Consider the following 13,441-nt stretch of genomic DNA (forward strand, 5'->3'; position numbering starts at 1 on the left):
CGCCGGTCTTGAGGAACTCCACCCACTCGGCCACGTTCACGGCGTGGTCGCCCAGACGCTCCAGATACTTGCTGATCATAAACAGATCCAGCGCGGTCTCGGCGTCGGCGGGGTGGGCGGCAATGTACTGGGCGATCTCGCCGCTGATGCGGCTGAACATCGCATCGCACTCGTCATCTTTGGCAATGACCTGTGCCGCCATGGACAGGTCCACCTGCACATAGGCGCCGATGGCGTCCTTGACCATCCGCAGGGCGATGTCACCCATCTTGTCCAAGTCCTCCATCACGCCCACGCTGCGGGCCCCTTCGGGGTGCAGATGCAGGGTGATCTCGGCAATGTCGCTGGCCTGATCGGCGATGCGCTCAATGTCGGTGACCATCTTCAGCGCGGTGGAAACCTTGCGCAGGTCCCCCGCCACCGGCTGCTGGCGCAAAAACAGCGTCAGGCAGCGGTGTTCGATCTCGTGCTCGGCGGCGTCGATCTCGCTGTCCCGGGCAATGACCCCCCGGGCCAGTTCAATGTCCCCGTTGCGCAGCGCGGTCATGGCGCTCTCGATGGCGCCGCCCGCCGCATGGCCCATCCGGGCCAGCATCGTGTCAAGCTGCATCAGCTCGGCATCGTAGACCTTGCGGCTGCTATAAGGCATAGTAAAAGCCATAATCTTCTCCTTCCATCAACCGAAACGGCCGGAGATATAATCTTCGGTGCGCTTGTCCACTGGGGTCGCAAAGACGCTCTCGGTGGGGCCCATCTCCACCAGTTCGCCCAACAGGAAGAAGGCCGTCTTGTCAGAGATACGGGCTGCCTGCTGCATGTTGTGGGTAACCATGATGATGGTGTAGTTCTGTTTGAGTTCCATCGCCAGTTCCTCCACTTTGGAGGTGGAGATGGGGTCCAGTGCCGAGGTGGGTTCGTCCATCAGCAGCACTTCCGGTTCCACGGCCAATGCCCGGGCGATGCAAAGACGCTGCTGCTGACCACCGGACATGCCCAGAGCGCTCTTGTTCAGGCGGTCCTTCACCTCGTCCCAGATGGCGGCATCCCGCAGGGAACGCTCGACGATCTCATCCAACTGGGCCTTGTTGTGGATGCCGTGGGTGCGGGGACCGTAGGCAATGTTGTCGTAGATGGACATGGGGAAGGGATTGGGTTTTTGGAACACCATGCCCACCCGCTTGCGCAGTACGTTCACGTCCATCTTATCTTTATAAATATCCACGCCGTCCAGCAGGATGTCGCCGGAGATGCGGCAGCCTTCCACCAGATCGTTCATCCGGTTCAGGCTCTTCAAAAAGGTGGATTTGCCGCAGCCCGACGGGCCGATAAAAGCGGTGATCTCCTTTTCGGGGATGGAAATGTTGATGTCTTTCAACGCATGGAAGCTGCCGTAATACAGATCCATGTTCTTGACTTCGAATTTATTCACGGTAGGTCCCTCTCGTTTCAATGTTTGGCCAGTTTGCCGGCGATGAAGCTGGACAGGCAGTTGATGATCAGTACCAGCACCAGCAGCACCACCGCGGTGCCGTAGGTTTCGTTCACATGCAGGCCCTCGTTGGAGAGCAGGTACATATGGACAGCCAGCGTACGGGTAGAGCTGAAGACGCTGTCGGGGATCTTGGCCACCGAGCTGGCGGTGTAGATCAGGGCAGCGGTCTCGCCCACGATACGGCCGGTGGCCAGAATGATGCCGGACAGAATGCCGGGCATGGCACTGGGCAGTACGATGGTAAAGACGGTGCGCAGCTTACCGGCACCCAGACCGAAGGAGCCTTCCCGGTAGGAATCCGGCACCGCGATGAGGGCTTCCTCGGTGGTGCGCATGATGACGGGCAGCACCATGATGGCCAGCGTGAAGGCGCCGGCGATGAGGCTGTACCCCCAGTGCAACTGGGTGACGAAGAAGAGCATGCCGAACAGGCCGTAGACGATGGAGGGGATGCCCTGCAGGGTCTCGGTGGTGACACGGACGATCCGCACCAGCTTGTTGCCCCGCTTGGCGTACTCCACCAGCCAGATGGCGGCAAAGATGCCCAGCGGCGTGGCGCTGACCAGCGAGAAGGCGGTCATGATGACGGTGTTGATGAGGGCGGGCATCAGCGAAACGTTGTCGGAGTTGTATTCCCACTCAAACAGGGAGGGTTTGAGGTTGGGAATGCCCATGACCAAAATGTAGCCGATGAGGAAGATCAGCACCGCAGCGGTGAGCAGCGCAGCAATGCGGACCAGCCACCGCAGGATACCCGCCTGTACCCGGGCGGAGGTGCGGTTCTGGTTGCCGGAGGGGAACACCATACGGGCCTTGACTTTGCCCATACCGGCCGCTTTGTCGCGGCCGCCAACGGTAATGTCAGGCATTCTGGCTGCCCCCTTTCACGATGCTGAAGCAGAGGTTGATGAGAAGAATGAAAACGAAGAGCACCACGCCGGTGGCGATCAGAGCCTCCCGGTGGAGATCGGCGGCATAGCCCATCTCGATGACGATGTTGGAGGTCATGGTGCGCAGGCCTTGGAACAAGCCCTTGGGCATCCAGGTCTGGTTACCGGCCACCATGACCACGGCCATGGTCTCGCCGATGGCGCGGCCAATGCCCAGGATCACCGCAGAGAGCACACCGCTCTTGGCGGCGGGCAGCACAGCGAAGAAAACGCTGCGCTCATGGGTGGCGCCCAGCGCCAGACTACCCTCGTAGTAGCTGGTGGGCACAGCGTCCAGACTGGCCTTGCTCACCGTGATGATGGTGGGCAGGATCATGATGCCCAGCAGCACCGCGGCGGTGAACAGGCTCATGCCCTTGCCGCTCTTGACGCCCAGCACGTCCTTGAAGAAATCGCTCTTGACCATGGTCTGCACGGCGGGCACCAGCACGATCATGCCGAAGAAGCCGTACACTACCGAGGGGATGCCGGCCAGCAGTTGAACCGCAGGCAGCATGACCTTGTTGATGGCGGGGGAGGCAAACTTGGACATATAGATGGCGGTGAGCAGCCCGACGGGCACGCCCACAACAATGGCGCCGGCGGTGACATAGATGGACCCCAGAATCATAGGCAGGATGCCGTAGATGTCGTTGCCGGGTTTCCAGGTGGTGCCCAGCAGGAAGTTCAGGGGGCCAATCTTAAAGATGGTGGGCAGGCCGTTGGCAAACAAGAAGATGCAGATCAGCGCGACGGCCAAAATCGAGATGCAGGCACAGGCAGTAAAGATGCCCTGCATGACCCATTCCCGGGTCTTGGCGGTTTTCGTTTTCATTTTCCTATACACGCTCCTTGGATGGGGGAAAACCGTGGGAAATCGCTACCATAAAAAGCGGCTGTCGCTGCCGGAGCTGCAACAGCCGTTGGGGGATGCGAAAGATTTACTGCACGTCGGCCCAGACGGTGGTCTCGCCGGTGTAGATGCTCTTGATCTGATCCACAGTCAGGTTCGCGGTGGTGTTGGCGGGGTTGACCACGACTGCGATGCCGTCCATAGCCAGCACGGTGGCGGTAGCGCCCTCGGCGGTCTCGGTGTCCTTCAGCTCACGGCTGGCCATACCGATGGTGTAGGTGCCGTCCAGCGCGCCGGTCACACCGGTGGTGGAGTCGGTGGTCAGCATCTCGATGGTGGCGTTGGGGTTGACCTCACCGTAGGCTTCGATGAGCTTTTCCATCAGCGGAGAGACGGAGGAAGAACCGCCCACCGTGATGCTGCCGCTGGGCTGGGTGGAGGTGTACTCGGCACCCTCGCCGCCGATGTAGCCTTCCTCGGTGGCCAGAGCCTGACCGTCAGCGCTCATGCAGTAGCCGATGAAGTCCACAGCCACGGGGTCAGTGGCCTCGCCGTTGGTAACGATGTTGAAGGGACGAGCCAAGGTGTAAGTACCGTTGGAAACATTCTCGGAGGTAGCCTCCACGCCGTCCACGGTGACAGCCTTGACGGTGTCGTTCAGAGAGCCCAGGCTGATGTAGCCGATGGCGGTCTCGTCGTTGGCCACAGCGGTCATCACACCGTTGGTGGAGTTCTGGGTGGCAGCGGCGGCGGTGGTCATATCCTCTTTCTCACCGGCGTCGTTCTTCTCTTCCACGCCGGTCAGCTCGATGAAAGCGCCGCGGGTGCCGGAACCATCCTCACGGGTGATAACCGTGATGTCCTGCTCGGTGTCGAAGTCACCGGTGGCTTCTGCCTCGGTGGAAGCGGCCTCGCTGGTGGAGGTGGCGCTCTCCGAAGCGGCGGAGGAAGCTTCGCTGCTGGAAGCGGTATTGCCGCAGGCAGCCAAGCTCAGCGCCATCGTCGCGGCCAGAACGGAAGCAACAACAGAGGTACGTTTCATAACTATTTCTTCTCCCTTTTTACCAAATCTTCAAGTGTTCTTTTGGTTGTTTTGCTGCCCCCGTTTTTCCGGGAGCACGACCATTGTACCGCGAACCGCTTGGGGAATCGACCATGGTGGCGTACAATCGGCGTAAAGAATATGCAAAGTGCACAACTTCATTGCAAAGAAATTGTAAAATAGGTAAAAAACCTGCAAATTTTCCCGCTCCAAGGCGGCAAAAACGACGGCAAACGGCCCATTTTACACAGATTTTACAAATCCTTTACCGTTCCCTGCTGGTGCTGCGCCGCAGCGATACATTATAATAGAGAGCGGTATAGGGCGCGGGACGCGCCCAGATCCCCAAAGGCTTTTCCTTATGAATAGGGCAGGCTGCGGGGTGGGCTGGGCCGGATACCGCGCGGTTTTGAAAACCAAATAAGAGAATGGATGGTCCCCGTATGAGTATTTTCAACATCTTTGTACTGCTGGGCGGTCTGGCCATGTTCCTTTACGGCATGGACGTCATGGGCAAAAGTCTGGAACAGACAGCCGGCGGCAAACTGCAAGTCATCCTGAGCAAGATGACCTCCTCTCCGCTGCGCGGCCTGCTGTTGGGCTTGGCGGTCACCGCCGTCATCCAGTCCAGCTCCGCCACCACCGTTATGGTGGTAGGCTTCGTCAACTCCGGTCTGATGGATCTGTATCAGGCGGTGGGCGTGATCATGGGCGCCAACGTAGGCACCACCGTCACCTCCTGGCTGCTGAGCTTGACCGGCTTGCAGGGCGAGAGCTTCCTGATCCAGATGCTGAGCCCCGACGCTTGGGCGCCTCTGCTGGGCTTCGCCGGTATCTTGCTGTTCATGTTCGGTAAGGAACGCCAGAAAGGCATCGGCCAGATCTTTTTGGGCTTTGCCATCCTGATGACCGGCATGGACCTGATGAGCAACGCCACCGCCCCCTTGGCCGACGCCCCCTGGTTCGGCGATCTCTTCTTGGCCTTCACCAACCCGGTGCTGGGCGTGCTGGTGGGCGCGCTGCTCACCGCCATCATCCAGTCCTCCTCCGCTTCGGTGGGTATCTTGCAGGCGCTGTCCATCTCGACGGGTGCGGTGTCCATCGCGGCCGCCATGCCCATCATCATGGGCCAGAACATCGGTACCTGCGTCACGGCGCTGATCTCTTCGGCCGGCGCCAACAAGAACGCCCGCCGTACCGCCATGATCCACCTGTATTTCAACGTCATTGGCACCACGGTGTTCCTAACCGGGTTCTATGCCCTCAACGCCGTGTTCCACTTCTCCTTCTATTATGAACAGGCCAACGCCTTCAACATCGCGGTGATCCACACGGTGTTCAACCTGACCACCACGGCGATTTTGCTGCCCTTCAACAAACTGTTGGTGCGTCTGGCCATTTTGACGGTGCCCGACGACAAAAAGCCCGAGCAGAACACCCTGCTGGACGAGCGTCTGCTCTCCACCCCGGCTGTGGCCATCAACCGCGCCATGCTGGTGGGCGGCGATATGGCCGAGATCTGCCGTACCGCGCTGCTGCAGGCGATGTCCACCACCCGCAAGTGGGATGACGCCATTGCCGACGAGGTCCGCCGCAAGGAGGACGCCGTAGACCACTACGAAGACGCCTTAGGCACCTATCTGGTCCAGTTGTCCGGCCGGACGCTGAGCAAGGCGGACAACCGCACCATCAACACCCTGCTGCACACCATCGGTGACTTTGAACGGATTTCCGACCACTCGGTAAACCTGCTGGAAGCCGCCGAGGAGATCCGGGACAAGAAGATCCGGTTCAGCGACGAGGCGCTGGACGACCTGAGCGTGCTGGAAGCCGCTTTGCAGGACATCGTCAACCGGACGGTGGATGCCTTCCAGAAGCACGACTGCTACGCTGCCGGCAAGATCGAACCGCTGGAGGAAGTGGTGGACGGTCTGGTGCGGGAGGTCAAGACCCGTCACATTGCCCGTCTGCAGGCCGGCACCTGCACCATCGAGTACGGCTTTGTGCTGGATGACCTGCTCACCGCCTATGAGCGGATCGCCGACCACTGCTCCAACATTGCGGTGGCGATGATCGAGGTGGCCGACGACAAGTTCGACACCCACGAATACCTGAACAACATTAAAAACGGCGGCAGCGTGAAGTTTGAGCAGCGGTACGAGAAATACCGCGGCCGCTACACCTTCCCCGGGGAAGTGCCCGCCGATTCCGCGCCCGTCACGGCCACTGCCGACGCCGGGCAGCAGTAAAAGGAGTTTTGATTTTCCATGATCTATATCGTCGAAGACGACGCCAGCATCCGTGAGCTGGAACAGTACGCCCTGCAGACCAACGGTTACGAGGCCAAGGGCTGTGAGGACGGCGCCAGTTTTTGGGCGGCGTTGCATTTGGCGGCACCGGAACTGGTGATTCTGGACGTGATGCTGCCCGACGAGGACGGCTACCAGATCCTGACCAAACTGCGGGCCGACCCCGCCACCCAGACCATTCCCGTCATTATGGTGACGGCCAAGACCAGCGAGATCGACGTGGTCAAGGGACTGGACCATGGCGCCGACGATTATCTGTGCAAGCCCTTTGGCATCATGGAGTTTATCTCCCGGGTGAAGGCGGTGCTGCGCCGGGCGGCTGCGGCAGCCCCGGCACCGGCACCCCAGACGCTGCATTTCGGCACCATTGTGCTGGACGATATGTCCCGCACCGTCCGGGTGGACGGTGCCCCGGTAGAACTTACCTTTAAAGAATACGCTTTGCTGCACCTCTTTTTGGAGCATCCCGAGCAGGTCCTTGCCCGGGAACGGATCATGAAGGAAGTGTGGGACACCGATGACCTGCTGGAGTCCCGCACCATCGATATGCATGTGCGCACCCTGCGCCAAAAGTTGGGCGCTGCGGGGGAAGCCATCCGCACGGTGCGCAAAGTGGGCTACAAGCTGAGCACGGAGGGCGCCGATGAGTGACGAAGAACGGCGCCAGACCCGGCCCCAGAGCATGACCCGCCGGTATTGCCGGGGGCTGATTCTGGTGGGGGCGCTCTGCGTGCTGGCCACTCTGACCGCCGCCACCCTGCTTTTTCAGCGCAGCTACACCGAGCGAGTAGACCGTTACCTGCAAGCACTGTGCACCACTTTGGCCGACGGGTATGCCCTGTATGATTCCGGCGACCCCGCCGATCTGGCGGTTTTGGCCGCCGACAGCGGCGTGCGCTGTACCCTGATTGCCGAGGACGGCACCGTTTTGTACGACAGCGAGCACAGCGGCAGCCTGCCCAACCACGCCGACCGCCCCGAGATTCAGGCGGCGCTGACCCAAGGCAGCGGCAGCTGCACCCGGCAGAGCCAGACCATGGACCGGGAGACCCACTACTACGCCCAGCGGGTGGACACCCCCGCCGGGGTGCAGGTGGTCCGTGTAGGCGAGGAAGTGGACAACATCTGGGGCCTGAGCGCCGACACCCTGCCGCTGCTGCTCTGCGCCTTGGTGCTGATCCTGCTGGCAGCCGGACTGCTCTCGGCCGGGCTGACCCGGCTGCTGGTCCAGCCCATCAACCGTCTGGCGGAAAATCTGGACACCATCGAGGCGGACGTCCCCTACGAGGAACTGATCCCCTTGGCCCGCACCGTTCAAACCGACCGCAAACTGCGGGAGAACAACGAAACGATGCGCCGGGAGTTTACCGCCAACGTGAGCCACGAGCTCAAGACCCCGCTGACCAGCATTTCGGGATATGCGGAGCTGATCGAAACCGGCATGGCCAAGAGCGCCGACGTGCCCACCTTTGCGGCCCGCATCCATAAGGAAGCCCAGCGGATGATTGCCTTGGTCAGCGACATCTTGCAGCTCAGCGAGCTGGACAGCACCCAAGCCGCCCGGGGACAAAGCGCCCCGCCGGATATGGTGCCGGTGGATCTGGCGTCGCTGGTCAAAGAGATCGCCCAGACCATGACGGTGAACGCCCGCAAGGCCTACGTCACCCTGCAATACGACGTACACCCTGCCACCGTGCAGGGCTGCCGGGACCAACTGGTGGAATTGGCCACCAACCTGTGCGACAACGCCATCCGGTACAACCGCCCCGGCGGCCATGTGGACCTGCGCTGCGGCACCGGACCGGATGGATGTCCCTTCTTGGAAGTGGAAGACAACGGCATCGGCATCCCGCAGGACAGCCAGTCCCGGGTGTTTGAACGGTTCTACCGGGTCGACAAGAGCCGCTCCAAAGCTACCGGCGGCACCGGTTTGGGGTTGGCCATCGTCAAGCACATCGCCTTGCTCCACGACGCCCACATCGACCTGCAAAGTCAGGTGGGCACCGGCACCACCATTAAGGTCACTTTTCCCAAAAATTCTTGAAGATACGGGGGAACTTTGGCAGTTCCCCCGTTGTTTTATCTGCATTTTTCGTGGTATAATAAAATTTACAAGTGTATAATGAGTGAGTATAAAAAGGAGCAGCCCGTATGAATGAACAATGGCTCAACCTCTATCGCATCGAAATTGAAGACTTCTATAAAAAGACCCGGGAATTTGCCGCCGGGGAACTGTCCCGCAAGGATTACAAAGGCATTTCCGGCGGATTCGGCAGCTATGCCCAGCGGGACGGCACCAAGCATATGCTGCGCCTGCGTCTGCCCGGCGGCCGCCTGACCGCCCCGCGGCTGCAGTTCTTGGCCCGCATCGCCAGCAAATACGACGTGGCCCCGCTGAAGCTGACCACCTGTGAGACCGTCCAGCTCCACAACCTGACCCCCGACCTGCTGCCCGTGGTGATGGAGCACGCCGCGTACTCGGACATCATCACCCGGGGCGGCGGCGGTGACAACCCCCGCAACGTGATGGCCAGCCCCCTGACCGGTGTACAGGCCGGGGAAGCCTTTGACGTGATGCCTTGGGTCGAGGCCGCCAGCGACTATCTGCTGTCCATCTGCCGGGACATCCATATGCCCCGCAAACTGAAGGTCGCCTTCTGCAACGGTGTGGACGACTGCGTACACACCACCTTCCGGGATATGGGCTTTGTGGCCCAGCCCGACGGCACCTTCCGGCTGTACATTGCGGGCGGTCTGGGCAACTGCCACCGCATGGGCGTGCTGGTGGCCGAGGCGCTGCCCGCCACCGACGTGCTGTACGCCATTCAGGCGATGATCGACACCTTCTGTGCCCACGGCAACTACGAGAACCGGGCCAAAGCCCGCACCCGCTACATGCAGGAGACGCTGGGCGTGGAGGAACTGCGCCGGGTATATCTGGAAAATCTGGAAGCCTGCAAGGCCAAGGGTGGTCTGGATCTGAACCTGACCCCCAAAGCGGTGACCAAGACCGGCAGCGGCGAGATCGAGAACGCCCGGGTCATTGCCCAGAAGCAGCCGGGGCTGTACGCCGTGGCCTACCACCCCATCGGGGGCATTCTGCCCACCGGCAAGCCCACCGAGCTGGCCGCCCTGCTGCGGGATATGCCCGCCGCCGAGTGCCGGGTCGCCCCCCACGAAACCATCTATATCATCAACCTGACGGCAGAGGAAGCCGCCCGGGTGCTGGAAGCCACCGACGACGGCGCCAAGACCCTGTTTGAGACCAGCGTGGCCTGCATTGGCGCGGCGATCTGCCAGCAGGGCGTGCGGGACAGTCAGGCGGCGCTGCAGGCCTGTGTGCAGGCTGTGCGGGAAGCAGGCATTCCCGACGGTGCCCTGCCCAAGATCTGCATTTCTGGCTGCCCGTCCAGTTGCTCGGCCCATCAGGCCGGTGCCATCGGGTTCCAAGGCGGCGTAAAGCCGGTGCCCGGCGGCAAGCCCGCCCCCGCTTTCCGTATGTTCTTGGGCGGCAGCGACGCGCTGGGCGCCGAGCGTTTCGGCGAGCCGGTGGGTCTGGTCTACGAGGAACAACTGCCCGCCCTGCTGGTGGAACTGGGACAGGCTGCCGCAGCCGCCGGACAGGACTGGGAGGCGTGGCACACCGCCCACCCGGAGGACCTGCAGGCCATCGTGGCAAAATATTGCTGAGTTTTTGCACAACCCAACCCCGTGGTGTGAAAGGTCATTTCCCTTTCGCCCCGCGGGGCTTTGGTTTGCTTGACACCCTTTGCCCAGCAAGGTATACTGGGCAGACAACACAACCGAAAGGAAATCACAACTTTATGATGAAACGTATCTTCCCTGCCCTGTGCGCAGCGCTGCTGCTGGCCGGCTGCGGCGCCCAAACCGCCGTGGAAAGCACCGCCTCCGACACGGTCACCGCGGCCACGGCGGAATCCACCGCCGCCACCCCCGAAGCCTCCGCCGAGACCCTGACCTTCACCGACGATCTGGACCGGGAGGTGACGGTGCCGGTGCAGCCCCAGCGGGTAGCGGTTCTGTTGGGCAGCTATGCCGACGTATGGTGTCTGGCCGGCGGACAGGATTCGCTGGTGGCAGCCGCCAATGACGCTTGGACCGATTTTGACCTGAATTTGGGCGATGAGGTCGCCAATTTGGGCAGCCTGATGGAACCCAATTTGGAGGAATTGATCGCCGCCGCCCCCGATTTGGTCATTGCCAGCAGCAACACCACCTCCAACGTGGAACTGCTCTCTTCGTTGGAAGAGCTGGGCGTGCCCACGATCTATTTCGGCGTCAACAGCTTCACCGATTATCTGGAGATGCTGGACGTCTGCACCCAGATCACCGGCCACACCGAGAATTACCAGACCTACGGTCTGGATGTACAGGCACAGGTGGAAAAAGCCAAGGCCCAGAACGACGGTTCGGCCCCCACGGTGCTGCTGCTCCGCTCGGCCAGCACGAGCTGCAAGGTGAAGAACAGCAAAGGCACCGTGCTGGGCGAGATCTTGGCCGATCTGGGCGCGGTGAACATTGCGGACAGCGACACCAGCCTGCTGGAAGATCTGAGCATGGAGCGGATCATCGCCGATGACCCCGACTACATCTTTGTGGTGTTCCAAGGCAGCGATCAGGACGCCGCCCAGAAAACGCTGGACGCGGCGCTGACCTCTAACCCCGCGTGGGACACCCTCTCGGCGGTACAGAACGACCACTTCTACCTGATGGAGAAGGAGCTCTATCACCTGAAGCCCAATGCCCGCTGGGGCGAAGCCTACCAGAAGGTAGCGGATATCCTCTACCCGGCGGCGTGACAACGCTCCAAGAGGGGGCCAGTCCCGCAGGTTTCCGCCTACCGGGTCTGTAAACGGGTTGCGCTGCCCCATCCTGTGACCGCATTCCCTGCTCCGCTGCACTGATGCCATCGCAGGCAGCGCGCAGCTTTGCAGCCCTTTGGGTTCCCCCCAGTCGGCACATATCCGCCGGCGCAGACAATTTTCAACAATAGAAAAACCGCCCGTCCGGGATTTCCCTGGCGGGCGGTTTTGGTTTGTTTACAAAAAGCGGCGGATGTCTTCGGCCAGTTTTTCCTCCAGCGCAATGAGCCGCTTGGTGATGTCCTTGGCGTCCTCGCTGGCGGCCTCGTACTGGTTCAGGTAGCGGTTCAGCGACTTGACCCCCATGTTGCAGCCATCGGTGATCAGGTCGGCGATGGTGGCGTCGGATTCGTTCATCGTCAGCATCGCCCCGGTCTTGATCCACGACATGCCTTGGGCAAGGGGGTTGGGTTCCTTGCCCTCGTCGTGGAAGTCGTGGAGCTTGGTCACGATCTCGTCCTGCAGGGTCTGGTGTGCGGCGCGGCAGCGGGACAGCGCATCCCGCAGGGACTGGCTGCGGGCCACGTCCATCACCTGATCGATGGCCGAAATGCCCATGGCTACCCCGGCGTCACATTCCCGCAGCAGTTGGATGGTATCCTCTTGGATCATCGGTATCTCTCCTTCCCGTTTTGGGGTAGTATACCCCGGGAAAGGCAAAACCATACCGAATTACCGCCCCAACCGGTACTGGAAGTCCCGGTAGCCGAACCGCACCAGTTCCCGGCAGGCGCCGCCGGTCTGCCGCACCCAGATGGCGGGCAGCGGCATCCCGTTGAAGGTGTTGTTCTTGCAGGTGGTGTAGATGGCCATATCCCCAAACACCAGCAGGTCGCCGGGGCGGGGTTCGGCATCAAAGCCGTAGTCCCCCACCACGTCCCCCGCCAGACAGGTCGGCCCAGCCAGCCGCACTGTACAGGGCTTTTCCCCCGGGTCGGCGGCAGAAAGCAGCGGCGGGCGGTAGGGCATCTCGATGACATCGGGCATATGGCAGGCGGCGCTGGCGTCCAGAATGGCCACCGTGGTGTCGCCGTTATGCACCACGTCCAACACCCGGGTCAGCAGGAACCCGGCGTTGAGGGCGCAGGCCTCCCCCGGTTCGAGGTAGACCGTCACTCCCCAGTCGTGCTGCGCCCGGGCGATACACCGCTCCAGCGTGGCCAGATCGTACCCCGGGCGGGTGATGTGGTGGCCGCCGCCCATGTTCAGCCATTGCATCTTGGGCAGCAGGTCCCCGAACTTGTCGTCCACCGCGTCCAGCGTCACGGCCAGCGCGTCGGAATCCTGTTCGCAGAGGGTGTGGAAGTGCAGCCCGTCCAGCAGGTCCGGCAGGGCCGGGTTTTGGGCCACGGCGGCGTCCCACTGGGCCCGGGTGGTGCCCAACCGGCTGCCAGGGGCACAGGGGTCATAGATGGCGTGTCCTTCCTGCGTGGAGCATTCCGGGTTGATGCGCAGCCCCACGATCTTGCCCGCGGCTTTGGCCGCCGGGCCGAACTTGGCCAACTGGGCCGGAGAGTTGAAAACGATGTGGTCGGCCCAGCGCAGGAGCTCCGCCATCTCGTCCTCCCGGTAGGCGGCACAGAAGACATGGACCTCTTTGCCGGGCATCTTCTCGGCGCCAAGGCGAGCCTCATACAGGCCACTGGCCTCGGTGCCTGCCAGATGGGGCGCCAGCACCGGGTAGAGGTCATAGTTGCTGAAGGCCTTCTGGGCCAGCAGCACCTTGCAGCCGGTCCGCCGGGCCAGATCGCCTAAGATTTCGGCATTGCGGGCCAGCGCGCCCTCGTCCAACAGGTAGCAAGGGGTGGGCAACGCCTCAAAGTCCGCCGGCACCACGCCGCCCAAGGCGGCAAAGGGCGGGCGGGCGTCCACGGCGGACATCAGTCCACCAGCGCCGGGGCGCGGTTTTCGCTGCGGGGCAGGCCGTACTTGT

12 protein-coding genes are annotated in these 13,441 nt (G+C 61.9%); 5 read left to right on the plus strand and 7 right to left on the minus strand.

Going from position 1 to position 13,441, the window contains the following annotated elements; all coding sequences use genetic code 11:
• From phoU to Q0526_RS01020, 5 genes are all read right to left on the minus strand, one after another.
• Positions 1-661 (minus strand): phosphate signaling complex protein PhoU (phoU, locus tag Q0526_RS01000; RefSeq protein WP_298729974.1); only part of this gene is annotated, 661 nt, incomplete at its 3' end.
• 15 nt (positions 662-676) lie between these two features.
• Positions 677-1,429 (minus strand): phosphate ABC transporter ATP-binding protein PstB, encoded by a 753-nt coding sequence (gene pstB / locus Q0526_RS01005; protein ID WP_298729975.1) that lies wholly within the window; start codon positions 1,427-1,429, stop codon positions 677-679.
• A 17-nt stretch (positions 1,430-1,446) separates the two neighbouring features.
• Positions 1,447-2,298 (minus strand): phosphate ABC transporter permease PstA, encoded by an 852-nt coding sequence (gene pstA, locus Q0526_RS01010; RefSeq protein WP_298729984.1) that lies wholly within the window; start codon positions 2,296-2,298, stop codon positions 1,447-1,449.
• Between the two features lie 55 nt (positions 2,299-2,353).
• Complete coding sequence (gene pstC / locus Q0526_RS01015) at positions 2,354-3,256, minus strand: phosphate ABC transporter permease subunit PstC (protein WP_298729976.1); 903 nt, start codon at positions 3,254-3,256, stop codon at positions 2,354-2,356.
• Positions 3,257-3,362: 106 nt separating this feature from the next.
• Positions 3,363-4,316 (minus strand): substrate-binding domain-containing protein, encoded by a 954-nt coding sequence (locus tag Q0526_RS01020; RefSeq protein WP_298729977.1) that lies wholly within the window; start codon positions 4,314-4,316, stop codon positions 3,363-3,365.
• Between the two features lie 443 nt (positions 4,317-4,759).
• Here Q0526_RS01020 and Q0526_RS01025 point away from each other — a divergent pair, with 443 nt between their 5' ends.
• The 5 genes from Q0526_RS01025 (at position 4,760) to Q0526_RS01045 (ending at position 11,445) form a co-directional block, all read left to right on the plus strand.
• Complete coding sequence (locus Q0526_RS01025) at positions 4,760-6,565, plus strand: Na/Pi cotransporter family protein (RefSeq protein ID WP_298729978.1); 1,806 nt, start codon at positions 4,760-4,762, stop codon at positions 6,563-6,565.
• 18 nt (positions 6,566-6,583) lie between these two features.
• The gene (locus Q0526_RS01030; RefSeq protein WP_298729979.1) at positions 6,584-7,276 is read left to right on the plus strand and encodes a response regulator transcription factor; all 693 of its coding nucleotides are present in this window, start codon (positions 6,584-6,586) and stop codon (positions 7,274-7,276) included.
• Positions 7,269-8,669 carry an ATP-binding protein gene (locus Q0526_RS01035; protein ID WP_298729980.1) on the plus strand — a complete coding sequence of 467 codons (1,401 nt, stop codon included), beginning with the start codon at positions 7,269-7,271 and terminating at the stop codon, positions 8,667-8,669. Before Q0526_RS01030 ends, Q0526_RS01035 begins: the two co-directional genes overlap by 8 nt.
• A gap of 107 nt (positions 8,670-8,776) precedes the next feature.
• The gene (locus Q0526_RS01040) at positions 8,777-10,315 is read left to right on the plus strand and encodes a nitrite/sulfite reductase (protein ID WP_298729981.1); all 1,539 of its coding nucleotides are present in this window, start codon (positions 8,777-8,779) and stop codon (positions 10,313-10,315) included.
• Between the two features lie 134 nt (positions 10,316-10,449).
• Positions 10,450-11,445, plus strand: coding sequence for an ABC transporter substrate-binding protein (locus Q0526_RS01045; protein WP_298729982.1), 996 nt, complete (start codon positions 10,450-10,452; stop codon positions 11,443-11,445).
• 240 nt (positions 11,446-11,685) lie between these two features.
• Here Q0526_RS01045 and Q0526_RS01050 read toward each other — a convergent pair whose 3' ends face one another.
• Both Q0526_RS01050 and Q0526_RS01055 read right to left on the minus strand, forming a co-directional pair.
• A complete protein-coding gene (locus Q0526_RS01050; protein ID WP_298729983.1) occupies positions 11,686-12,120 on the minus strand; it encodes a hypothetical protein in 435 nt (144 codons plus the stop codon).
• Between the two features lie 60 nt (positions 12,121-12,180).
• Entirely contained in the window at positions 12,181-13,389 is a 1,209-nt protein-coding gene (locus Q0526_RS01055) for a carboxynorspermidine decarboxylase (RefSeq protein ID WP_298729986.1), read from the minus strand.
• Between the last annotated feature and the right edge of the window lie 52 nt (positions 13,390-13,441).

It is taken from the genome of uncultured Subdoligranulum sp. (genome assembly GCF_937890665.1).